This is a genomic window from Streptomyces sp. NPDC008121 (assembly GCF_042957155.1).
GTDB lineage: Bacteria > Actinomycetota > Actinomycetes > Streptomycetales > Streptomycetaceae > Streptomyces.
The window spans coordinates 701436-724140 of sequence record NZ_JBIBHT010000001.1 but is presented as its reverse complement, the minus strand read 5'-3'; the positions used below and the strand labels follow the sequence as shown (position 1 = coordinate 724140).

Genomic DNA, 22705 nt, shown 5'->3' with positions numbered 1-22705 from the left:
CGGATCAGGCGTTACGTCACTTCGGCGATCGACGCGCTGTCAGCGGGAAGGGCCTGCTCGGCCCAGATGACCTTGCCCTCGCGACCGTGCCGCGTCCCCCAGCGCTCCGCGCACTGGGCCACGAGGAGCAGGCCGCGGCCGCCTTCGTCGAAGATGCGGGCACGGCGCAGATGTGGGGCGGTGCTGCTGGCGTCGGAGACCTCGCAGGTGAGCGTCGACTGGAGGATCAGCCGCAGCTGGACGGGGCTCTTGCCGTAGCGGATCGCGTTCGTCACCAGTTCGCTGACGACCAGCTCCGTGGTGAAGGAAAGATCGTCCAGCCCCCAGGTCGCCAGGACGTCGGAGGCGAAGCGGCGGGCCCCGGACACGGCTGCCGGATCGGACGGGAGGTCCATCGTGGCGACGTGGTCCGGGTCGAGGGCATGGGTCCGGGAGACGAGCAGGGCGACGTCGTCGGCGGGACGGCCGGGCAGCAGTGCGGCCAGGAGTCGGTCGCAGATCTCCTCCAGCGAGTCCGGAGCCGAGGTGAGGATGTCGTGCAGTGTGGAGAGTCCTTGGTCCACGTCACGCGTGCGGCCGGCGATCAGCCCGTCGGTGTGCAGGACCAGCAGGCTGTCCTCCGGCAGCTCGAACTCCGCGGTTTCGAAGGGGAGTCCACCCAGGCCGAGAGGCGGTCCGATCGGTACCTCCGGCAAGGCCTCGCTGATCTTCGCGGGGGTTACGACGGTCGGCGGGACATGGCCGGCACTGGCCAGGGAGCACCGGCGGGAGACGGGGTCGTAGATCGCGTACAGGCACGTGGCGCTGGTCTCGCCCTCGTCCGCCGACTCCTCGCGCTGCATGCGGATGACCACGTCGTCCAGATGCGTGAGGAGTTCATCGGGCATGAGGTCGATGTCGGCGAAGGCGCGGACGGCCGTGCGGAGCCGGCCCATGGTGGCGGCGGCGTGCAGGCCGCGACCGACCACGTCGCCGACGACCAGCGCCACACGGGCCCCGGACAAGGGAATGACGTCGTACCAGTCGCCGCCCACGCCGGCGCGGGATCCGGCTGGCAGGTAACGCGAGGCCGTTTCGACGGCCGACTGTTGCACCGTGTGCCGCGGCAGCAGGGTCCGCTGGAGGGCGAGCGCGGTGGAACGCTCATGGGTGTACCGGCGGGCGTTGTCGATGGACACCGCCGCCCTGGAGGCGATCTCCTGCGCCAGCAGGAGATCGTCGTCGTCGAAGGGGGCCGAGGTGCGATGGCGTACGAACTGCACCAGGCCGAGGATCTCCCCGCGGGCGTGCAAAGGCACGAGGAGTACGGAGTGAAGCCCGAGGTCGCGCAGCACTCGGCCGTGGGACTCCGACGGCGCCACCCACGTGGGCATCTCGGTCCCCGCGATGTGGTGCAGGACGGACCGTCCGGTGGTCAGCGCGCGAACCGGTTCCGAGTCGTCGGGGTAGGTGTGGGTTCCACCGACGCGGAGCGGGGACTCCGGACAGTCGTCGAGGACGGAGCGCTGGGCGACGCGGCGCTGCGTCAGGGCCTCCGGCGGACCGGTGCCGGTCTCGTCGAGTGCGGAGTCGAAGAGGTCGACGGTGACGAGGTCGGCGAAGTCCTCGGTGCAGACCTCCGTCAGCTCCTCCGCGGTGCGGAAGATGTCGAGCGTGGTCCCGATCCGCTTGCTCGCCCTGTCGGTGAGGGCGAGCCGACGCTGCAGCAGACGGTCGCGTTCCCCCTGGTAGGCGGCGACGACCTCTTCCGAGGAACGGTCCACGTAGTCGAAACCGATCGCGACCAGCCTCACCGTGGCGAGGTTGATCATGTGCCAGTCGTCGGTGAGGCTGGGAGCTTCGGCCTGGAGCTGTTCGAGCAGGCTGAGATGGCCGAGGCGGTAGGCACGGAGGAGCCGGCTCACCGGGATCCCCCGACGGGCGTAGAGGCGGGCGATGTCCAAGGCGGCCGGAGGAGCTTCCGGCGCGCTCGCGCCGGGGCGGGCCCCCAGGAGATCAAGGAGGGCGGTGACGTGCTGGGCCGTCTCCTCCAGGGTCAGGACCTCGATGTCCGCGTTCTCCCACAGCTCGGGGAACTCGCCGTTCAGGCGCTGGAGCAGCAGGCCGGCCAGCTTCTTCACCTCAGGTCTGAGGTGGCCGGCCAGCTGACCAAGGAACGCATCGACCTCGGTTCCCATAGTGCGAATGTACGGGAAAGCCATGGTGTGCGCTCCTCGGACAGTTGCGGCAGCCTCTGGTCGGCTCGGTTCTCAGAGGCCGAGGTGGTCGCCCAGGTCGGCGTAGTCGACCTGCCACAGGCCGGGAGAGCCCGTGGGGTACTGGGAGCGGAAGCCGAGCATGCGCTGGACACGCGGCGAGAGCGTCTTGGCGAGCTCCCTGTCGACCAGGAAGGGGTACGCCTCCTCACCGGTGAGGAAGCCCGCGTTGAACGCGAAGGCGAGGCCGCGCCGGTACTCGTCGCCGGTCCGGTTCGCTCCGCCGCCGTGCGCGGTCTTGCCGCTGAAGAGAAGGACGTCCCCGGCGTTCATGACGGCGGGGATCGTCTGCTCGGGCGTCCCGCGGTCCTCGAAGTCGCTCCAGTGGTTGCTTCCGGGGATGACGCGGGTGGCGCCGTTCTCCTCCGTGAAGTCGGTCAGGGCGACCAGGAAGTTGATGGTGACTTCCGGCCCGCTGGGCCCCATGCCGATGAACGGGAACCAGTTCTCCAGGTCACGGTGGAGCATCTGCGCCTTGTTGCCGGGGCCGATCTCGATCACCTGGGCGGTGGTCATCCAGTACGTGCCCGACTCCTGGAGGAAGACCAGGTCGCTGATCTCGTGGACCAGGGGATGGTCGATGACCTCGCTGCGGAACGTGGCGCTGTGCGTCACCAGGTTCGTGAGGCGCTTGGTGTTGCTGCCGTGGAACGCGGCCACGATCTCGTCCTCGTGGAGGGACCCCGGGGCGAGCGCCCGCAGCGGCTGCTCGATCTCGGCGTTGAAGCGGACGATCTGCTCCTGCGTCAGGAAGCCCTCGATGATGACGCCGCCGTCACGCGTAACGATCTCGAGGATCTCCTCCGCAGGCGTGTCGTTCGCCACGGACGCCAGCGCCTGGGTCTTCTTCTGGGTCGTCATGCGTGTCCTCTTCCTCGATCCGAAGCGCGGTTGACCGGCCGTTCGATCAGCTGCGGACGTTCCGTCGTCCGGGACTCCCGCGCGGCGTCCTCGCGACGATCAGATGGGTCCGGTGGTCAGGCGTTTCCGCGTTGTTCCTGTGGTGGTCGTCTCACTGTCGCCAGCCGGTACCGCAGGCGAGAACGACAGCGGGCACCTGCTTCGCCCGGGCCCGGTGCACGATGCACCGTCCGGTCACGGGCACGGCGGAGCTATCCGCTCACGGCGTCCTTGCCGGAGTCGATGCGAGATCCGGGGGCGCTACGGGCAGAAGCGGGTCCCGGCGTCGTGTGCCGGGGGTGTGCGGTCCGCTCCCAGGGACGCGTGCTGCCGAGCCATCCGAGGAGGAAGGCCGCCGGTACGGAGACCAGTCCGGGGGTGTGGAGCGGGAACAGGTTGAAGTCCTGCTCCGGCAGCAGCGCGTATCTCGTCCCGGACACAGCGGGGGAGGCGAGGGTCAGGAGGGTGCACAGGGACAGCCCTCCGTAGACGAGCCACAGCAGCCCGTGGCGGTTGAAGCCGGTCCAGAGGAACGAGTAGACGACCGCGGGGAACACGCACGTGGCCGCGAGGCTCAGCGAGAAGGCGAGAAGGAACTCGATGGGATAGCGGTGTACGGCGGTGGTGAGGAGAAGGCTCACGACGCAGAGCACGACGACGGACAGCCGCAGGACCGCCGGCTCTCCGATCCCGATCCGGGTACGGCCCTTCCGCCCGAGCAGGTCGCGGGTCACGGAGACGGCGGCGGCGAAGGTCACGCTCGCCACGGCCGTGAGCACGGCGAGGAAGGCGACACAGGCCACGAGGGTGATGAGCACGACCCGGCCGGTGGAGTGGTGGGGGAGGACCTCCGACGCCAGGAGGATCGGGGCCCCCTGCCCCTTCGCGTCGACCGCTCCGATCCGTCCGCTGCCCACCACCGCGGCCGCGGCGAAGCCGGTCGTGATCAGCAGCAGGTAGAAGAGGCCGGTCAGCCCGACGGCGACGCTCAGTGAGCGCCGGGCGGCGGGCACGTCCCGGCTGGCGCTGACGCGCAGGAGCAGGTGGGGCATCATCGCGGTTCCGAGGATGACGACAATGTGGTCACTGAGCGTGCCGAGCGGTCCGCCTCCGCGGAGTGCTCCCACAGTCCGGGGCTGAGGTATCCGCTCGGTGACACGCTCGTGTTCATGGCCGCCGACAGCAGGGATCCGGGACTCCAGTCGAAGAAGCGGAGCGCCAGCAGGGTCACCGTGGCGAGCGTCACCAAGGCCACGGGCACTTTGGCGACCTGCACGAAACTGGTGCCGCGCAGATCGGCCACCCCTGCGAAGCACGTGACCAGGAATCCCATCAGCACCGTGCACACCACCTGAGCCCGCTCGCTCGGCATGCCGATCAGAAGGGCGGTGGTGATGCCGCCGGCCCGTAGTTGCACCATGAGCAGGGGCACGGCGATGCACAGTGTCACCACGGCGCCGGCGATCCGTACTCCCGGCCCCTCGGCGCGCAGGGAGAACAGCTCGCCCAGGGTGTAGCGGCGGGTCGCGCGAATCCTGGAGGCGAGGAGCAGGAAGACGCCGAGTGCGAGGGCGCTGTCGACGGCGGTCGAGACTCCGTCGTAGCCGAAGAGGGCGATCGCTCCCGGCAGCGAGACCAGGATGATGACCGTGATCTGTTCCCCCGCCATCGCGACGCCGTTGAAGACGGGCGGGAGAGACCGGCCGGCGACGTAGAGGCGTTCCGGGTCGTCGTCCTGCGTGGCGAGCGTGAAGATCCACAGGAGACAGAGGCCGATGAAGACGAGGAAGGCGCTGATGACCGCGCCCCTCGCGGCGGTGCCGATGAGATCGGGCGAGCCGACGCTCAGGAGGTGCGTCGTCACCACGCGCCCCCGGCCGAACGGGAGGCGGCAGTCGTCGCCGAGGCCGGTTCGAAGGAGGCCGCGGCCCGGTTCTCGTACCACCAGGTCCCGCCGACGAGGACGACCAGCTGGGTGAATGCCCACGTGATGGCGAGGGTGAGACGGCCGTACACGGAGATCTCTCCGAGAGTCGTAGAGCAGGAGAGCAGGACGCCGACGGCGAGCGGCAGCGCGTTGACGGTGACCAGCATCCGTGTGTCACGGGGGGAATGCCGGGAGGAATCGGAGGGCACGGGACCTCTCTCTGGAAGGACAGGGAAGACGGACTCGGTCGGTGCGAGGGGGCGGGGGACGGTCGCAGCCGTCGAGGACGGGCGAGGGAGCCGGGCAGCCGTGTTCCGTACCGGTCGGAAGCCATGCCGGCGACCGCCGAGGTCAGACGGTGGCGCGACGTCCGCGGAGGAGGTCGCGCCGGCTCTACGGCGAACGGCGGCCTCGGCGTGACGTCAGAGCACGACGGCCCGCCCGCGGTGAGGCTGGTGAAGCGCCTCGCACCGCGGGCGTCGGGCGTCAGCGGCGGCTGGTCGCGGTCAGGCCGGCGTAGTGCCCGGCCCGCTCCAGGAGCCGGGGGACGCCTGTTTCGAGCGACGGTCCGAAGACCGTGTCATGAGGACGTTCGCCCCGCTGCCAGCGGGTGTAGATGGCCTCGCAGAAGATCGCCGCCTTCCAGAGGGCGAGGGCCTGGTACCAGGGGAGCGGGGTGAGATCGAGGGCCGTGCGGCGCTGGTAGCGCTCTGCCAGTTGGCGCTGGGTGAGGTAGCCGGGTGAACGGGTCACCTTGGTGAGTTCGAGCGGGGTGGCAGGGCTGCCGGCCTCGGACCAGGTGGCGGTGAGGTACCCCAGGTCCGCGAGCGGGTCGCCGAGCGTGGCCATCTCCCAGTCGAGGATCGCGAGGACCTCGGCCGGGGCCCGCGGGGCGAACATGAGGTTGCCCATGCGGTAGTCGCCGTGTACCACCGAGGCCGCCTGGCTCGTCGGCAGGTTGCGCGCCAGCCAGTCCGCGATGCGCTCCACCGCGGGCAGGCTGCGGGTGGTGTTGACCTCCCACAGGCCGCGGAACCGCTCGACCTGCCGCCGGAGGTAACCCTCGGGCAGGCCCAGGGAGGCGAGCTCCCCCCGGGTGACGTCGATGCCGTGCAGAGTGACAAGGGTGTCGACGACCGCCTCGCTGGTGGCCCGGCGCTGTTCGGCGGGGGAGAGGTGGGGCGGGATCGTGTCGGTGACGATCGTGCCGTCGAGCCGGCCCATGAGGTAGAACGGCACGCCCAGGAGCGACTCGTCCTCGCAGACGGCGAGGATCTCCGGGACCGGTACCCCGTGCCCGTGGAGGATGTTCTGGATGCGGGCCTCGCGGACCATGTCGTGCGTCGACTTCGGCAGTGGCGGGCGCGGGCCGCGGCGCAGGACGACGGACTCGCCTCCGCGTTCGATCAGGTAGGTGACGTTGGAGTGGCCGTCGCCGATGCGTTGCCACGCGATCGGCCCGCTGCCGATGCCGTGTGCGTCGAGGAAGCCGGTGACCGCGTCGAGGACCAGGAGGGGAGGGCTGCCGAGGTGACGGGCCTTCTCCCAGCTTGCGACGACTTCCACGCCGTCGGGGACGGTGTGCATCACGCGCCCCCGTCCCGGCCGGCGACGGCGTCGCCCAGGTATCGCTCACCGGCCTGGACGGTGGCCCGCCGACCGGCCGAGGCACGGCGTGCGATGGCCCACCGGTGGGTCTCGTTGGAGCCGTCGTAGATGCGGAACGGACGCACCTCGTTCAGGTACTGGGCGAGGGGGAGTCTGTCGGAGACGCCGTCGCCGCCGCAGATCTGGATGGCGCGGTCGATCACCCGGTAGATCGCCTCCGAGCAGTGGACCTTCGCGACCGAGGACATCGCCGAGCCCGCCTTCGGGGCGCTGTGCAGCAGGGCCGCGGCCTTGGTGATGATGGCGTCGGAGGTCTCGATGTCGATCACGGACTCGGCGATCAGGTGCTGGGCCAGGCCGAGGGAGTCGATCGGACCGCCGAACAGCTCTCTCTTCGCGGCCCGGTCCAACGCGATGTCGTGCGCCCGGCGCGCCAGTCCCAGCCACCGCATGCAGTGCGTGAGCCGCGCGGGGCCGAGCCGTACCTGCGCGTACCGGAAGCCGAGTCCGACCTCACCGAGGACCGCGTCGTCGGGGACGAAACAGTCCTCCAGGTGCAGGTGCGGGTGGCCGCCGTCGATGGCGCGGTCGACGGTGTGGATCGCCTCGCCGATCCGGATCCCGGGGTTCGTCAGGTCGACGAGGAACATGGTGGCCCCCTCGGGGGAGCCGTCGACGGCCGGGGTGCGCGCCATGACGATGCAGAACGCGGCACCGACGGCTCCGCTGGTGAACCGCTTGTGGCCGTCGATGATCCAGCCGCCGTCGGTGCGTACGGCGGTGGTCCGCAGGGCCGCCGGGTCGGATCCCGCTCCCGGATGGGGCTCGGTCATGCCGAAGCACGACCGGACGTCGCCGGCCGCCAGAGGCGCGAGGTAGTGCTTCTTCTGCTCCTCGGTGGCGATGAGGTTGAGCATGTGCATGTTGCCCTCGTCGGGGGCCATGCAGTTGAGCGCGCTGGGGCCGATCGGAGAGTAGCCGGCCTCCTGGAGAACCGGCGACCAGTGCTCGATGGGCAGGCCCTGCCCGCCGTACTCCTTCGGCACGAGCGGCGCGAAGACACCGGCCTCCTTCGCGGCGGCCTGCAGCCGGTCGCGGGTGGCCTGGTCGAGACGTCCGCCGGGGGCGGGTTCGGCGTCGATGACGGTCTCGCGGATGAACCGGCGCGTGCGCTCCGCGAGTTCCGCCACCTCGGGCGGCAGAGGGGTGAACGTCATGGCAATCCTTTCGGGGGTGGCGCGGTCGTTACGCGGTGCCGCCGGCGACCGCGAGGCCGCCGTCGACGGTGAGAACGCGCCCGGTGACCCAGGAGGCGTCCTGCGAGGCCAGGAAGGCCACGGCGGAGGCGACGTCCGACGGCTCGCCCAGGCGGCGCAGCGGGTAGTCGGCGGCGACCTCGGCCTCCTTGCCCTCGTACAGGGCTTCGGCGAACCGGGTCTTCACCACGGCGGGGGCCACCGCGTTGACGCGGATCTCCGGGCCGAGTTCGGCGGCCAGGGTCCGGGTCAGATGGGACACCGCCGCCTTGCTCACGCCGTAGATGCCGATGCCGGGTGACGGGGTGTCACCGGTGACGGAGGAGAGGTTCACGACGGCGCCCCGACGTTCGGTGAAACCGAGCTTCGGGTGGGCCACGGCGTCCTGCACCCAGGCGAGGGTGGCGAGGACGTTGACCTCCAGGACCTTGCGGGCGACATCGAGGTCCAGACCGATGACGGGGCCGTAGGCAGGGTTGATGCCCGCGTTGTTCACGAGGACGTCGAGCCCGCCGAACTCCCGCGCGACGGTGTCCAGGACCTCGCGGCGGTGGTCGGGATCGTCCGCCCTGCCGGCGACGGTGACGACACTGCCCGGAGGGAGGGAGGCCGCCGCCTCTTCGAGGGGGCCGGCCTTGCGCGCGGTCAGACACACGCGCGCCCCTTCGGCGACGAGCCGTTCGGCGACGGCGAGACCGATGCCCCGGCTCGCTCCCGTCACGACGGCGGTGCGGCCCGAGAAGCGGCCGGTGTGGTTCTCGCTCATGGATCAGTCCTTCGGGAGGCGCGCCGGCCCGGTGTCGTCCGTGTCGCGGAGTTCGGCGCGCCGGATCTTGCCGCTCTGGGTCTTGGGCAGGTCGGCGAGGAAATGGATCGTGCGGGGACACTTGTAGGCCGCCAGGCGGTCTCGGGAGAAGGCGATCAGCTCCTCCGCGGATGCGGTCAGACCCTCTTTCAGCGAGACGTAGGCGACGACGGTCTCGCCGCGGTAGTCGTCCGGCCGACCGACGACCGCGGCTTCGAGGACCGAGGGGTGTTCGTAGAGGGCGTCCTCGACCTCGCGCGGCCAGACCTTGTACCCGGACACGTTGATCTGGTCCTTGAGCCGGTCCACCAGGTAGACCCAGCCCTCCTCGTCGATCACCGCGACGTCACCGGTACGCAGCCGGCCCTCCGGCATCGTCCGACGAGTGGCCTCGGGCTTGCCCCAGTACCCGGGCACCACCTGCGGCCCGCTCAACTCCAGCTCACCCTGCTCACCGGGGGGTATCGGGTCGCCGTGCAGTCCCACGACGCGGGCGGTGATACGCGGCAGCGGCTTGCCGACGGACAGCGTCCCGCTCGGCAGGTGCACCGGTGCCCGCTCACCCGGCGGTACGGCGATGACGGCGGACGTCGTCTCGGTCATCCCGTAGCCGTTGTGGAGGTAGACGCCGAACCGCTCCCGGAACCGCTCGACGGTCGCCGGCGGGATCGGCGCGCCCCCGGAGTACAGGGCCTTCACCGACGCGAAGTGCTCCGGTCCGGCCTGCGGCAGCTGGAAGATCGCGTTGTACGCGGTGATCGAGCCGATCGTGTAGGTCACCCCGTACTCGGCGAAGGCGTCCAGGGCGACCTCGGGGTGGAACCGGCCCGCCAGGACGAGCGTGGTGTCGGTGAGCAGGGAGATCGTCGCGTTGACCACCGCCCCGGTGATGTGGAACAGCGGGGCCATGGCGAACACGACGTCCCCGTCGCCCACACCCATCCACGACGCGCAGGTCCCCACCACGCTCAGGACGTTGCCGTGGGTGTTCATGGCACCCTTCGGCGGGCCCGTCGTCCCCGAGGTGTACGTCAGGAACGCGACGTCGTCGCGGGTCGGCTCCACGGGCGAGGGGCCGCGGCCCGCGAACTCGCCGATCAGGGCCACCAGGTCGCCGTCCGGCGCGGGTGCCAGACGTTCCGTCGTCGCGAAGACCCGCGGATCGTTCCGCGACTGGTAGTCCAGCGCCGACGTGCTGATCAGCCACCGCACTGAACTCCCCGCCAGCGTGCCGAGCGTCTCGTGGACGTCCTCGTCCGCGCAGACGACGCCGACCGCCCCGGAGTCCTCGATGATCCGGCGGAGTTCCCGGCCCCGGTACATCGGGTTGAGTCCCAGGGCCGTGGCCCCCAGCTTCCACAGGGCCAGCAGCACCAGCGCGTACTGCGGAACGTTCTGCAGGTACACCCCGACGCGGTCGCCCCGGCCGGTCCCGCGGGCCTCGAACGCGGCGGCCAGGGCGTCCGACGCCGCGTCCACCTCCCGCGCCGACAGGGCACCGTCGAAGAAGCGGAGCGCGGTGCCCTCCGGGTTCTTCGCCACGCGTGCCCTCCAGGCGGCCACGAGCGAGCCGGGTGTCGTGTCCGGCCCCGTACCGGACCCGTCGGGGGACGTGTCCCGCCGCCCGCCGTCATCCACTGTCATCTGCCGTCCTTCCCATCCGTGTCCACGCGCTCGGCGCGCCGGTCACGTGAGTTTGCGCTTGAGGATCTTTCCGGTGGAGGTCATCGGCAGCGTCTGCACGACCTCGACGACGCGCGGGTACTTGTAGGCGGCCATCTGCTCCTTGCCCCAGGCGACCAGCTCGTCGGGGTGGGCCTCGGCGCCGCGCTCGAGGATGACGAACGCCTTGATCTCCTCGCCGTGACTCTCGTGCGGCACGCCGACGACTGCGGCCAGGCTGATCGCCGGGTGCGTCATCAGGACCTCCTCGATCTCGCGCGGGTACACGTTGAAGCCACCGCGGATGATCAGGTCCTTCGCCCGGTCGACGATGTAGTAGAAGCCGTCCTTGTCCCTGCGGGCCAGGTCGCCGGTGCGGAACCAGCCGTCCCTGACGGCTTCGGCGGTGGCCTCGGGACGGCCGTGGTAGCCCTTCATCACGTTGTGGCCCTTGACCGCGATCTCGCCGACGGCGCTGCCCGTGCCGTCGTCCTCGACCTCCGACCAGTCCGCCTCGACGAGCTTGACCTCGACGCCCCAGATCGGCACGCCGATCGACCCGGGACGGGGCTCCCGCGCCGGATCGCTGAAGGTCACCACCGGCGAGGTCTCGGAGAGGCCGTAGCCCTCCAGGACCTGGACGCCCAGTCGCTCCCTGACCTGCTTGATGAGTTCCGCGGGGAGCGCGGCACCGCCGGAGACGCCGACGCGCAGGTTCCTCGCGATCCTCTCGACATCGACGTCCTCGGTGAGCGCCTGCAACAGGCCCCACCACATGGTGGGGACACCCGCGAAGACGGTGATGTCCTCCCGCTGCATCAGGGACACCGCCTGCCAGGCGTCGAACCGCGGCAGCAGCACCAGCGTGCTCGCCGTCGAGAAGCCGGCGTTCATCTGGACGGTCGCGCCGAAGGAGTGGAACAGCGGCAGCACGACGAGATGGGTGTCCAGGGCCGGCCGGTTCTCCAAGAGTTGGTTGACCGCGAGGGCGTTGAGCACCAGGTTGGCGTGGCTGAGTTCGGCGCCCTTCGCCTGCCCCGTCGTACCGCTCGTGTAGAGCAACACGGCCGGGTCGTCACCGGACGTCCCGATGCTGTCGAACGTCGCCGCGGTGCCCCGCAGCGCGGCGCCCATGGTCTCGACGCCCTCGATCGGGCTCTCCGCCGCGGGGTCGGCGGTGATGAGGAAGAAGTGCTCGCAGCCCGGGGTCTCGGTGAACCCGGCGTGCCCCTCCGCACCCATCGGCAGGCCCTCGCCGCCCTCGAAGCAGAAGTACGCCTTCGCCTCCGAGTCGGCGAGGTGGTAGGCGACCTCCCGGCCCTTGAGCAGGATGTTGAGGGGTACGACGACGGCGCCGGCCTTGAGGATCCCGTAGTAGACGATGGGGAACCAGGGCACGTTCGGACAACTGAGCGCGACCTTGTCGCCGGGCCAGACGCCGCGGTCGACCAGGAGGTTGGCGACCTGATTGGCGGCGGCGTCGATCTGGGCGTAGGTGAGACGCGTCGTGCCGAGGACGACCGCGTCCCGGTCAGGGTGCGTGCGGGCGGAGTCCTCGAGCAGGACCGAGAGGTTCAGCATGGTGCCATTTCCGGAAAGGTGGACCGGGCCAGGCCGCGGAGGACAGAACACGCGGCCTGGCTCGGAGCGGGTGGGGGTTACGCGAGACTCGATGCGGGTGTCACAACTTCCGCAGGAGCCGGTCGAGGGCCTCGGCCGTCGCCTCGATGTCGGCGGTGGTGTGTGCCGTGCTGAGGAAGACCTTGCCGGACGGCATGAAAAGGAAGCCCTGACGCAGCATCCCTTCGAGGATCACCGCCCAGAGCCCGCTCGTTCCGTGAAGCCCCGTGGCGCCCCCGGCGGGGACGTACTGGAGGAGCGAGCCGACCCGGTTGAAGCTGCCGAAATCGGGCGACGAACCGAGAACGGCGCCGACGAGGGCTTCGAACTCGGACGAGGTCCGTTCGAGTTGCTCGTAGACCGCGGGATCGGCCAGGACGCGCATCGTCGCCGTGACGGCCGCCAGTGCGATCGGGTTGGCGTTGAAGGTTCCGGCGTGAACGACCCCGGACGTCACCTGATCTATCAGATCGGACCGGCCTACGACGGCGCTCTGGGTGAGGCCGCCGGCCATCGCCTTCCCGAAGACGGACAGGTCGGGAAGGACGCCGTACTTCTCGGCCGCCCCGCCCCGGGCGATCCGGAACCCGGCGATCACCTCGTCGAAGACGAGGACGACGCCGTGCCGGTCGCAGAGGGTCCGCAGCGTCGACAGGAACTGCGGTGAGGGTGCTTCGACGCCCGCGTTGCTCATCACCGGGTCGACGAGCACGGCCGCGATGTCGCGCTCGACGGCCTTGCTCAGCAAGCGCTCGGCCAGCCGCACGTCGTTGAAGCGCGCCACGACCAGGTCGTCGAGGACGCTGGCCGACTGTCCCGCCCCACCGGGGGTGGCGGGGCGATCGCAGTCGTTCTCGGACATCCCGGCGTACACGGTGTCGTGCCAGCCGTGGTAGCTCTTGGCGAACTTGAGGACGCGGCGCCGCCCGGTGGCGGCGCGCGCGAGGCGCAGCGCCACCTGCACCGCCTCGGTCCCCGTGTTGCTCCACAGCAGCCGCTCGCCGTGCGGCACGGCCTCGAGGACCGCTTCCGCCGCGAGGTACTCCAGCGGGTGGCCGGTGCCGACGACCTGCATCTTCTGCGCGACCTCGGACACCGCTGACAGCACGCGCGGGTCGCTGTGACCGAGGACGAGCGGACCCCAGGCCATCACGTAGTCGACGTACCGGTCGCCGTCCAGGTCCCAGACATGTGCGCCCCGCGCCTCGCGCACGAAGAGCGGATGGGGTGGCATTGCGGCGCGCAGGCCCGACCCCACGCCCCCGCCGACGCTGCGGCGGGCTCGCTCGAAGGCCGAGCGGGATGATTCCAGGGCCATGAGATCGCCCCTGCCTTTCAGTACGTGATCACCGAGCGGATGCCGATGCCGCGCTTCATCTGGTCGAACGCCTCGTTGACGTCCTGCAGACCGATCACGCTCGTCACCAGGGAGTCGAGATCGATGCGGTCGTTCATGTAGTGGTCGATCAGCAGCGGGAAGTCGGAAGCAGGCTTGCTGGAGCCGTAGTTCGAGCCGATGAGCGAGAGCTCCTGATCGGACATGACGAAGGGGTCGATGGAGACCTTCAGGCCGTCCGCCACCTGCCCGGCGACCACCGCCGTGCCGCCCCGGGCCAGGACCTCGTAGGCCGCCTCGATGGTGCGGGGCAGTCCTATGGCCTCGATGGCGATCTCCACACCGCGTCCGTCGGTGAGCTGCCGCACCCGGTCCGCGAAGTCCTCGCGACCGTTGTTGATCAGGTCGGTCGCGCCGAAGACGCGTGCCTGCTCCAGCTTCTCGTCGGAGATGTCCGCGGCGATGATCTTCCGCGCGCCGGCGAGCCGGGCACCCTGGATCGCGTTCAGGCCGACGCCGCCGCAGCCGAGGACCAGTACGGTGTCGCTCGGCCGCACGTTGGCGGTGTTGACGGCCGCGCCGACACCGGTCGTGACGGCGCATCCGACCAGAGCCGCCTGCGGGAACGGGGCGTCGTCCCGGACGGCGATCGCGCCCGACTCGGGCACGAGGGCGTACTCGCCGAACGTTCCGAGGCCCGCGAAGCTGAGGACGTCGTCCCCGCCGGCGGACGTGATCCGGGACCGGCCGTCGAACGACAGGTGGTTCGCCGAGTGCTGGCTTACCATGTCACAGAGGACGGGCCTGCCGCTGATGCAGTAGCGGCAGCGGCGACACGAGGGCGTCCAGGACAGCACGACGTGGTCGCCCTTCTTGAGCGTCGTGACGCCCTCGCCCACGCTCTCGACGATCCCGGCTCCCTCATGGCCGAGGATCATCGGCGTAGGAACCTCCCATTCGCCCAAGAGGACGTGGAGGTCGCTGTGGCACACCCCGCTCGCCCGGAGCCGCACGAGCACCTCGCCGGGCGGAGGCGTCGAGGGGATCGTCACTCGCTCGATGGTCAGCGGTTCGTTCGGCGTCCTGAAGACGGCGGCGTCGAACTCGATCGTCATGAAGGTCTTCCTTCCGTGTGGTGGGGCGGTCACGTCCGAGCGGTGCGGATGAGCTTCTTGTTGGCGAACTCGTCGATGCCCGCCCGTCCGAGCTCGCGGCCGAAGCCGGACAACTTGACTCCACCGAAGGGCAGTTCCGTGCCGTCGAGGCCGACGCCGTTGATGAAGACCATGCCGGCCTCGATCCTGTCGGCGACGCGCAGCGCCTGCTCGGCGTCCGTCGTGAACACGTAGGAGCCAAGGCCGTACGGGGTGTCGTTCGCCAGCTCGACGGCCTCCTTCTCGGAGGCGACCCGGTAGACGGTCGCGACGGGGCCGAAGAGCTCCTCGGCGGCCGACGGCGACGCCGGGGAGAGGCCCGTCAGCACGCCGGGCGGGAAGTACGCCCCCTCGCGCTGCCGTGCGGAGACGAAGGTCGCCCCCTCGGTGACGGCTCGCCCGACCTGCTCCTCGACGTACTCGGCGGCGGCGACCGAGGAGAGCGGCGCCAGGCCGTCGGTCAGCGCGAGCACCTTCTCGGTGAACCTGTCGAGGAAGGCGTCGTAGAGGTCCTCGGCGACGATGAAGCGCTTCCCGGCGTTGCACGCCTGCCCGGCGTTCTCGAACCGCGCCTCGACCGCCGCCTGGACCGTGGCGTCGAGGTCGTCGGTCGACAGCACGATGAACGGGTCCGAGCCGCCCAGTTCGAGCACCACCTTCTTGAGGCTGCGTCCGGCCTTCTCGGCGACCTCCGCGCCGGCCCGCTCCGAACCGGTGAAGGAGACGCCCTGCACGCGGGGGTCGGCGATGGCGCGGCCGATCTGCTCGCCGGTGGCGTGGACGTTGACGTAGCAGCCCTGGGGGAAGCCCGCGTCCGTGAACAGCTGCTGGAGAGCCGCGGACGACTCCGGACACTGCGACGCGTGCTTGAGCACGATGGTGTTGCCCAGCGCGAGGTTGGGCGCGGCGAACCGGGCCACCTGGTAGTACGGGTAGTTCCAGGGCATGATTCCCAGCAGCACGCCGACCGGCTGGCGACGGACGAAGGCGGTGCCCTCGCCCTCCAGGAGCTCGATCGGCTCGTCGGTGAGGAACTTCTCCGCGTTCTCGGCGTAGTACCGGTAGATGGAGGCGCTGAACTCGACCTCCCCGACGGCCTCGTCCACCGGCTTGCCCATCTCCCGGTGGATGATCTCGGCGAGCTGCCGGCTGCGCTCGTCGTGCAAGGTGGCGACGGCGTGCAGCAGCTGGGCGCGCTGTGCCACGGAGGTCTGCCTCGACCACTGCGCGTAGGCCTCCGCCGCCGCGTCGAGCGCCGCGTCGACGGTCTCGTCCGTCGCGGTGGGGTACTCCTTGACCAGCTTGCCGGTGGCCGGCTCCACCACCGCGTACACGTGCCTTTTCGTCATGCTGGCTCCTTGTGGATGTGACGGGTTCATGCGAGGGCCCCGGTCGCGGGGGCCGGGTTCGCGTCCGAGGCCGCGTCGCGGTCGTGCAGGGCGCGGTAGGCGTGGAAGTAGACGAATCCCTGGGTGCCCCAGGTCGCCAGCGCGGCGGTGTAGAAGATCGTGCGGTTCGCGTCGTCGAACGGCAGCGGGAAGAAGTCGTACGTGATCGCGATGGTGGTCCCGGCGGCCGTGACCAGTCCGGTCCAGACCGCCGGCCACCTCGCGCCCGCGCTCCAGAGCCGTTTGACGAAGTAGCAGAGGAACACGGCCGTGAGGAGGTTGACGACGACGTAGAACACGGAGACCCAGAACGCGGCACGGTCGGTGTGGAGATCCGCGCCGTGGAGGGGGCGGAGGAACAGGGCGGCCACGATCGCGACCCCGAACACGGCGACGTCGACGCCGCGGCTCGGCTTGTAGCGATGGGTGACCTTCATCAGGCCCAGGACCAGGATGAGGGTGATGCCGACCGACCTGGAGAACGCGTCGAAGAAGTACGCCACGTCGTACAGCACGCTGTCGCTCTTGGCCCCGAGCAGCGACCAGAGCAGGAAGTTGGTGCCCGACGTCGCGACGACCATCCACTCGAGACCCAGGAGGTAGTTGCCGTAGCGGCGGATGAATCTCCAGCCGTAGAAGTAACCGGCGAAGATCATCCACAGGTCGGCCAGCAGGAACAGCGTCTCCTTCATCGGGACGCCCCCTCTCGGACGTCGCGAGTCAGCAGGGTGAGGACGCTCTCCGCGGTGCGCTGGCCCGTCAGAACGGCGCCGTTCATGGTTCCGGCCCATTCGCCGGCGGTTTCGGAGCCCGCCCAGTGGACGCGCCCGTGGGGCTCGCTCAGCGCCTTGCCGAAGCTCGTGGTCGCGTAGGGGGCGACGGCGGGGTTGGGGCCGCCCGGGGCGAAGGGCTCCGCTCCCCAGCAGTGGTCCACGTAGTCGATCGGGGCGAGCGCCTGCGGACCGTAGAGGTCGGCGAGTTGCCGGACCACCCGGTCGCGTCGGGCCCCGGGGCTGAAGCCGTCGAAGACGCGCGGATCGCAGAAGGCCATCAGGACGCCCGGCCCGCCGAGGGCGGGGGACACGTCGAAGGTGATGAACACGGTTCCGGTGTCGGTCACCGCCTCGCCGGAACAGCCGTCGGTCCGCCAGAACGGCCTCTCGTAGGCCACGAACGCCTTGCTCAGCACGCCCATGCGCCAGGTCCGCGTGAGCCCTTCGCCCTGCTGGGACAGAGCGGGCTCGAAGGCGATGGCGGCGCGGTGCGCCGGTGAGGCCGTGACGATCGCGTACCGGGCCCGGATCTCGCCGGAGTCGGTGCGGACGGTGACGCCGTCGTCGTCCTGTGCGATGCGGCGCACCGGTGTCTCCAGGCGCACGCGGTCGCCGAGCCGCTCCGCCACCCGCTGGGCGATCTCCTGGGTGGTCTCGACGATCCGGTCCTGCTGCTGGCCGCCCTCAACGTCCAGCATGTGGTCGAGCCCGCCCGCCGAACGGATGTAGCGCAGTGCGTGCAGCAGGGAGACGTCTCCCGGGGTGCAGCCCCATTGCACCTTGCTGATGACGGTCATCAGCGCACGGGTGCCGGGCAGCGCGTTCTTCCGGTCGAGCCACTCGCCGAACGAGACGGCGTCGAGCCGGCCGGCCCCCGGCGTCTCCCACGCCGCGTCCACGTCGACGGTCGCGACCAGCTTGTTCACCGCAGCCTGCATGCGCGCCATGTCCACCAGGGCCGCGGGGGAGACCTTGGGAATGGTCCCGCTGTAGGTGCGGCGCCGGCCCGCCATCCACAGCACGTTGCGGCCCTGGGCGAACTGGTCGGTGGTGGTACACCCCACCCGGCTCGCGAGGTCCCGGACGGCGGTGTGGCGCCGGGCCACCCAGGTCGCTCCGAGGTCGACCTTCACGCCGGCCACCTCGCCGGAGAACGAGCGGCCTCCCACCCGGTCGCGGCCTTCCACGACCAGGACGGACCGCCCCGTGCTCACCAGTCGCTCCGCCGCGCTCAGACCGGCGAAACCGGCACCGACGACCACGACGTCGACCGTGCTGCTCCCGGAGCGGGGCTCACGAGATCCGGACATGGCTGCCTCCTTCACCCACGCGGTTCGCGTGCTGCGCGATGTAGGTCGTGATGGGGCCGACGAGGGACTCGGGGAGGTGATGGCCCATGCCGGGAATGACCACGTGCTGTGCTGAGCGGATCGCCTGGACTGTCGCGGCGCCGCCGCTCGGGCTCACCAGTGGGTCCCGGTCGCCGTGGATGACCAGCGTCGGGGCGGTGATCCGGCTCAGCTGGGCCGTCCGGTCCCCGGAGCGCTGGATGGCCTGGATCTGGCGCGCCGTGCCGGCCGCCGGGTCGCCGGCGCTCCGGTCCCAGCCGCGCGCCGCGATGGCCGCCTCGGCCGCGTCGTCGATGGGGTGCCCCGTTCCCGCGACGTGACGGGTGAGCCTCAGGTGGGCACGGACCGCCGCGGTTCTGTTCCTCGCCGGCGGGGCGGCGAGGAGCCGGATCGTCGACAGGGCCGGCTGACCGACCTTGCGCGCCCCGGTCGTGGAGTAGAGGGAGGCCAGCGACAGGACCCGCTCGGGTGCTGTGGCCGCGATCGTCTGCGCGATCATCCCTCCCATCGACCGCCCGACCAGATGCACCCGCGCGATCCCGAGATGGTCGAGTACGCCGACGGCGTCCTGGGCCATGTCGGCCAGCGCGTACGCGTCGCCGCGCGGACGCGCGGCGATCTGACGCCAGAGCCCGGGAGGGGGCGCGGCGACGAACGTCGACTGGCCGGCGTCGCGGTTGTCGATCGCGACGACCCTGAAACCGTGGACGGTGAGGGAGTCGACGAACGAATCGGACCAGAAGGTGAGGTCTTCGCCCAGTCCCGCGATGAGCAGCATCGCGGGGTCGTCCTGGTCGCCGTGGTCCCGGAAACAGATCGTCATCCCGGACGGCAGGGTCGCGTACTGGTCGGCGCTCTCGACGGCGCTCGTCTCAGGCACGGGTGGCTCGCCTCCCGCCGGGTGCCGGCGCGGCCGCCCGGCGGACGCCGAACCGGAGGTTCTCGTCGGCCACCGGGCCGCGCAGCGCCCTGGCGTCCTCGGGGTAGGACATCGCCATCCGCCAGGGCTTCTCGGGGCCCTGCTTGGGCATGAGCTTCTCGCCGCGCTTGGCGTATCCGGCCTGGAGGTCCATGACGGGCCTGCGGTTCGTTCCCGGCGGTGCGACCGGAACCACCGTGTCGTATCCGCGGGTGTCCATGTGGCGGACGAGATCGATGAAGTAACGACACATCAGGCTCACCTTGAGCGTCCAGGACGAGGTGGTGTAGCCGATCGCCATCGCCCAGTTCGGCAAACCGCTCAGCAGCATGCCGCGGTAACAGAGCGCGTCCGCGATGTCGACCTGGTGACCGTCGACCACGATGGGCATGCCGTCGAAGAGCCGAAGGTTCAGCCCCGTCGCCGTGACGATGATGTCGGCTTCCAGTTCCTCACCCGACGCCAGGACGATGCCGCGCTTGCTGAACCTCGCCACGGCGTCGGTGACGACGGAGGCCCTTCCGTCCTTGATCGCGTCGAAGAAGTCGCCGTTCGGTGCCACACACACCCGCTGGTCCCACGGGTCGTACGGCGGGTTGAAGTGCTTGTCGACGTCGAACCCCTTGGGAAGGCGCTTGACGTTCTCGCGCCGGATGAAGGCCCGTCCTGCCTTGGGGAAGGTCCGCAGGCCCTTCACGACGGAGTGTTCGGTCCAGATGTTCTTGAACCGCGTCACGGCGTACCCGCGCTCTTCCCCGAGCAGCTTCGTGAGCGCCAGGGCGACCTTGTCGACGCGGGGGAGCGCCATGACGTAGGTGGGGGTGCGCTGCAGCATCGTCACGTGCCGGGCGGCGCCCGCCCCGGTGGTCATGGCCGGCACCAGAGTGATCGCGGTCGCGCCGCTGCCGATGACGACGACCTTCTTGTCGCTGTAGTCGAGTCCCTCGGGCCAGTGCTGCGGATGGACGATCCGGCCCTCGAACTCGTCCCGTCCCTGGAACTCCGGGGAGAACCCCTCGTCGTACCGGTAGTAGCCGGTGGCGGCGAAGACCCATCCCGCGTGGATCGTCCTGGTCCGGGTCGCTCCCGTGGCGGAGTCCGACGTCTGGACGGTGAGGGTCCACCGTGAGTCCGCCGTGGACCACTCCGCGCGGACGACCCGGTGGCCGAGCCTGAGGACGCGCTCCAGGCCGTTCTCCTCGACGGTCTCGTGGAGGTACTCCTTGATGAGGGGAGCGTCGGCGATCGCGGCTTCGTGGCGCCAGGGCTTGAACGCGTATCCGAACGTGTGGAGGTCGGAGTCCGAGCGGATGCCGGGATAGCGGAACAGGTCCCACGTGCCTCCGATGTCGTCGCGCGCTTCCAGTACGGCGAGCGACTTGTCGGGCAGCTCCCGGCTGAAATGGGTGGCCGCGCCGATCCCGGAGATTCCGGCTCCGATGATCACCACGTCGAATTCCTCGACGGCGTCCAACACCTCAGCTGTCATGGCGTTTCCTCGCTGTTCCTGTGGCGGTTACCTCACTGTCGCGAGCCGCGACCGCCTGCGAGAACGACAGCGGGCACCTCCTTCGCCAGAGCTCGGTGCACGATGCACAGGCGGACCCGGCCGCTGCGCCCATACGGTGTCCGACGTTCGGGCGGAGGCCCCGGTGGAGCCTGGGGCTCGGCCCTTCCGGGAGGGCGGTCGGAGACGGCCGTCCAGCGGCGTCTTGCTGCCGCAGCCATTGCAGGAGCAAGACCGGGGTGGTAGAGGTTTCCTCCCGCTGTTTAGTGGTAGTAAACAGCGGGCTCGTGGTCATGCGGGGAGACCGAACCCGCTGTCGTCACGACCTCGCCGCGTGCCGGGACCCACAGGTGTATCGAGTCGCGGGGGATCGCCGCCGTCGCTCCCGCGATCGCGGCCGAGCGGAAGCGGCCGACGTCCCTGAACCCGCACGGGGCCGCGTCTTCTCGGGCGGCAGGAGCCGCCTCCTGCCGCTCCGGCTCAGCCACCGCGAGGGAGCCGCACCTGTTCGTTCGCGCAGGCGTACCGCTCCACCCACTCCTTCACCCACCCATGACGAGCCGGTACCGGCCCGTGAGCCGAAAGGTGATCGCGATGACCGACCTCTCCAAGACAGGGCACGCCGAAGCACCCGGCGGTGAAGCGGGATCGGGCAACCCGCTCCACCGTGGGCTCGGCGTGTCGCAGATCGTTTTCATGGTCGTCGCCGCGGCGGCACCGCTCGGCCTGGTGGCCGGCGGGGTACCTCTCGCCTTCGCCGTGAGCGGCAGCCCGGGGATGCCGCTGTACTTCGTGCTGTCCACCGTGCTGCTGCTGGTCTTCGCGGTCGGCTTCACGCTGATGGCCGGACGGGTACGTGACGCGGGGGCCTTCTACGCCTACGTCCAGGCGGGGCTGGGCCGGATCCCCGGTCTTTCGGCGGCGACCCTCGCGCTCTTCTCCTACACGCTGCTTCTCGTCGGGGTGAACGCCTACGTCGGGGTCGCGACGAGCAACGTCATCGAGCGGTACGCCGACGTCGGCTCCCCGTGGTGGGCCTGGGCGCTCGTCTCGCTGGGCGTCATCGCCTTCCTCGGCTACCGCGACATCGAGCTGAGCGCCAAGGTGCTCGGTGCCGTGCTGGTACTGGAATTCCTGCTGCTCCTAGTCATGGACGTCGGCATCGTGGGCCACGGCGGCGCCCACGGCCTGACGGCCGAGCCGGTGTCGCCCTCGATCGTGGGCACCGGCTCCCTGGGCCTCGGCGTCATGTTCGCCCTCTTCGGCTTCATCGGCTTCGAGGCGACGGCCGTGTTCCGCAACGAGGCGAAGGACCCCGACGTCACGGTCCCGCGGGCGACATACGTCGCGATCCTGGTGATCGGAGCCTTCTACTCGTTCACCGTGTGGGCGATCGTGGTGGGTTCCGGCGTCGACGCCGTGGTCGGAGCCGCGCAGGCCGACCCCGAAGGTCTGGTCCTCACGTTGACGCGGAGCTACGTGGGGTCCGTCTGGGCCGACGCCATGCAACTCCTTCTGATAACAAGCCAGTTCGCTTGCGTACTGGCCTTCCACAACGTCGTGACGCGCTATCAGTTCGCGCTGTCCCGGGCCGGCGCGCTTCCGGCGTCGCTGAGCGTCGTCCACCCCCGGCACCGCGCGCCGTCGGCGTCCTCGGCCGTCGCCTCGGCGGTCGCGCTCGTCACCACGCTCGTCGTCGCCTCGCTCGGCCTCGACCCGATCGGGGACCTCTACGCGTGGTTCTCCGGCGCCGCCACCCTCGGCATCGTCCTGCTGATGGCGGCCACCAGCCTCGCCGTCGTCGGCTTCTTCCGGCGCGCCGACGGGCGGCAGCCGGTGTGGCGGACGGTCGTGGCCCCGGCCGTCGCCTTCCTCGGCCTGGCCTGCGTGGTCTGCCTGATGGTCGCCAACTTCCCGCTCCTCGTCGGCACCACCACGGGTGCCTGGGTGATCGGCGGACTCGTCGCCCTCTCGGCCGTGGCCGGCGCGGTGCAGGCCCTCGTCCTGCGAGCGCGCCGACCGGCTGTCTACGAGCGACTCTGAGCGACTTGCCGATCAGCTCATGAGCGCAAGGGCGCGGCCGGTCTGTGCACCGTGCACCGCCCTCGGAGGAAGCCGGTGCCCAGTGTCGTTCTCGCCATGCCCGTTGCCTGTGACAGTGGGGTACCAGGCAACCGCCACCGGCGAAGTCCGATTTCGCCGAGCACAGTGTCGTGGGCGGGCCGACCGAGGCGCCCAGGGGAGTG

The 22705-nt window shown here is 70.3% G+C and carries 18 protein-coding genes; 1 reads left to right on the top strand and 17 read right to left on the bottom strand.

Annotated elements, in window-relative coordinates; all coding sequences use genetic code 11:
- Positions 1-11: 11 nt before the first annotated feature.
- The 17 genes from ACFZBD_RS03150 to ACFZBD_RS03070 form a co-directional block, all read right to left on the bottom strand.
- Positions 12-2201, bottom strand: coding sequence for a SpoIIE family protein phosphatase (locus ACFZBD_RS03150; protein WP_391134404.1), 2190 nt, complete (start codon positions 2199-2201; stop codon positions 12-14).
- 48 nt (positions 2202-2249) lie between these two features.
- On the bottom strand, positions 2250-3116 hold the full coding sequence (locus tag ACFZBD_RS03145) for a phytanoyl-CoA dioxygenase family protein (protein WP_391134401.1): 867 nt from the start codon (positions 3114-3116) through the stop codon (positions 2250-2252).
- Positions 3117-3367: 251 nt separating this feature from the next.
- Positions 3368-4210 (bottom strand): hypothetical protein, encoded by an 843-nt coding sequence (locus ACFZBD_RS03140; RefSeq protein ID WP_391134398.1) that lies wholly within the window; start codon positions 4208-4210, stop codon positions 3368-3370.
- Positions 4207-5019 carry a hypothetical protein gene (locus ACFZBD_RS03135; RefSeq protein ID WP_391134395.1) on the bottom strand — a complete coding sequence of 271 codons (813 nt, stop codon included), beginning with the start codon at positions 5017-5019 and terminating at the stop codon, positions 4207-4209. Before ACFZBD_RS03135 ends, ACFZBD_RS03140 begins: the two co-directional genes overlap by 4 nt.
- The gene (locus ACFZBD_RS03130; RefSeq protein ID WP_391134392.1) at positions 5016-5291 is read right to left on the bottom strand and encodes a hypothetical protein; all 276 of its coding nucleotides are present in this window, start codon (positions 5289-5291) and stop codon (positions 5016-5018) included. Before ACFZBD_RS03130 ends, ACFZBD_RS03135 begins: the two co-directional genes overlap by 4 nt.
- Positions 5292-5568: 277 nt before the next feature.
- Positions 5569-6669 carry a phosphotransferase gene (locus tag ACFZBD_RS03125; protein WP_391135902.1) on the bottom strand — a complete coding sequence of 367 codons (1101 nt, stop codon included), beginning with the start codon at positions 6667-6669 and terminating at the stop codon, positions 5569-5571.
- Positions 6669-7907, bottom strand: coding sequence for an acyl-CoA dehydrogenase family protein (locus ACFZBD_RS03120; RefSeq protein WP_391134389.1), 1239 nt, complete (start codon positions 7905-7907; stop codon positions 6669-6671). Before ACFZBD_RS03120 ends, ACFZBD_RS03125 begins: the two co-directional genes overlap by 1 nt.
- A 28-nt stretch (positions 7908-7935) precedes the next feature.
- Positions 7936-8712: a glucose 1-dehydrogenase gene (locus tag ACFZBD_RS03115; protein WP_391134386.1), complete on the bottom strand. Its 777-nt coding sequence runs from the start codon at positions 8710-8712 to the stop codon at positions 7936-7938.
- Between the two features lie 3 nt (positions 8713-8715).
- Entirely contained in the window at positions 8716-10395 is a 1680-nt protein-coding gene (locus ACFZBD_RS03110) for an AMP-binding protein (protein ID WP_391134384.1), read from the bottom strand.
- A gap of 42 nt (positions 10396-10437) precedes the next feature.
- A complete protein-coding gene (locus tag ACFZBD_RS03105; protein WP_391134381.1) occupies positions 10438-11994 on the bottom strand; it encodes an AMP-binding protein in 1557 nt (518 codons plus the stop codon).
- Positions 11995-12094: 100 nt separating this feature from the next.
- Positions 12095-13351, bottom strand: a complete 1257-nt coding sequence (locus ACFZBD_RS03100) for an aminotransferase class III-fold pyridoxal phosphate-dependent enzyme (RefSeq protein ID WP_391134378.1) — start codon at positions 13349-13351, stop codon at positions 12095-12097.
- 17 nt (positions 13352-13368) lie between these two features.
- A complete protein-coding gene (locus tag ACFZBD_RS03095; protein ID WP_338491736.1) occupies positions 13369-14484 on the bottom strand; it encodes a Zn-dependent alcohol dehydrogenase in 1116 nt (371 codons plus the stop codon).
- A gap of 29 nt (positions 14485-14513) precedes the next feature.
- A complete protein-coding gene (locus tag ACFZBD_RS03090; protein WP_391134374.1) occupies positions 14514-15872 on the bottom strand; it encodes an aldehyde dehydrogenase family protein in 1359 nt (452 codons plus the stop codon).
- Between the two features lie 26 nt (positions 15873-15898).
- Positions 15899-16603: a transporter gene (locus ACFZBD_RS03085; RefSeq protein WP_391134371.1), complete on the bottom strand. Its 705-nt coding sequence runs from the start codon at positions 16601-16603 to the stop codon at positions 15899-15901.
- Positions 16600-17994: an FAD-dependent oxidoreductase gene (locus ACFZBD_RS03080; protein ID WP_391134368.1), complete on the bottom strand. Its 1395-nt coding sequence runs from the start codon at positions 17992-17994 to the stop codon at positions 16600-16602. The genes ACFZBD_RS03085 and ACFZBD_RS03080 overlap by 4 nt, the downstream gene beginning before the upstream one ends.
- The gene (locus ACFZBD_RS03075) at positions 17978-18913 is read right to left on the bottom strand and encodes an alpha/beta fold hydrolase (RefSeq protein ID WP_391134365.1); all 936 of its coding nucleotides are present in this window, start codon (positions 18911-18913) and stop codon (positions 17978-17980) included. Before ACFZBD_RS03075 ends, ACFZBD_RS03080 begins: the two co-directional genes overlap by 17 nt.
- Entirely contained in the window at positions 18906-20441 is a 1536-nt protein-coding gene (locus ACFZBD_RS03070) for an NAD(P)-binding protein (protein ID WP_391134362.1), read from the bottom strand. The genes ACFZBD_RS03075 and ACFZBD_RS03070 overlap by 8 nt, the downstream gene beginning before the upstream one ends.
- A gap of 612 nt (positions 20442-21053) precedes the next feature.
- On the opposite strand from ACFZBD_RS03070, the gene ACFZBD_RS03065 reads away from it, so the two are divergent.
- Positions 21054-22502, top strand: coding sequence for an amino acid permease (locus ACFZBD_RS03065; protein WP_391134358.1), 1449 nt, complete (start codon positions 21054-21056; stop codon positions 22500-22502).
- Positions 22503-22705: the final 203 nt, after the last annotated feature.

Excerpts from the sequence above, each read along its gene's own strand:
- ACFZBD_RS03150 (WP_391134404.1), bottom strand. The coding sequence starts at position 2,201 with ATGGCTTTCCCGTACATTCGCACTATGGGAACCGAGGTCGATGCGTTC.
- ACFZBD_RS03145 (WP_391134401.1), bottom strand. The coding sequence starts at position 3,116 with ATGACGACCCAGAAGAAGACCCAGGCGCTGGCGTCCGTGGCGAACGAC.
- ACFZBD_RS03140 (WP_391134398.1), bottom strand. The coding sequence starts at position 4,210 with ATGATGCCCCACCTGCTCCTGCGCGTCAGCGCCAGCCGGGACGTGCCC.
- ACFZBD_RS03125 (WP_391135902.1), bottom strand. The coding sequence starts at position 6,669 with ATGCACACCGTCCCCGACGGCGTGGAAGTCGTCGCAAGCTGGGAGAAG.
- ACFZBD_RS03120 (WP_391134389.1), bottom strand. The coding sequence starts at position 7,907 with ATGACGTTCACCCCTCTGCCGCCCGAGGTGGCGGAACTCGCGGAGCGC.
- ACFZBD_RS03115 (WP_391134386.1), bottom strand. The coding sequence starts at position 8,712 with ATGAGCGAGAACCACACCGGCCGCTTCTCGGGCCGCACCGCCGTCGTG.
- ACFZBD_RS03110 (WP_391134384.1), bottom strand. The coding sequence starts at position 10,395 with ATGACAGTGGATGACGGCGGGCGGCGGGACACGTCCCCCGACGGGTCC.
- ACFZBD_RS03105 (WP_391134381.1), bottom strand. The coding sequence starts at position 11,994 with ATGCTGAACCTCTCGGTCCTGCTCGAGGACTCCGCCCGCACGCACCCT.
- ACFZBD_RS03100 (WP_391134378.1), bottom strand. The coding sequence starts at position 13,351 with ATGGCCCTGGAATCATCCCGCTCGGCCTTCGAGCGAGCCCGCCGCAGC.
- ACFZBD_RS03095 (WP_338491736.1), bottom strand. The coding sequence starts at position 14,484 with ATGACGATCGAGTTCGACGCCGCCGTCTTCAGGACGCCGAACGAACCG.
- ACFZBD_RS03090 (WP_391134374.1), bottom strand. The coding sequence starts at position 15,872 with ATGACGAAAAGGCACGTGTACGCGGTGGTGGAGCCGGCCACCGGCAAG.
- ACFZBD_RS03085 (WP_391134371.1), bottom strand. The coding sequence starts at position 16,603 with ATGAAGGAGACGCTGTTCCTGCTGGCCGACCTGTGGATGATCTTCGCC.
- ACFZBD_RS03080 (WP_391134368.1), bottom strand. The coding sequence starts at position 17,994 with ATGTCCGGATCTCGTGAGCCCCGCTCCGGGAGCAGCACGGTCGACGTC.
- ACFZBD_RS03070 (WP_391134362.1), bottom strand. The coding sequence starts at position 20,441 with ATGACAGCTGAGGTGTTGGACGCCGTCGAGGAATTCGACGTGGTGATC.
- ACFZBD_RS03065 (WP_391134358.1), top strand. The coding sequence starts at position 21,054 with ATGACCGACCTCTCCAAGACAGGGCACGCCGAAGCACCCGGCGGTGAA.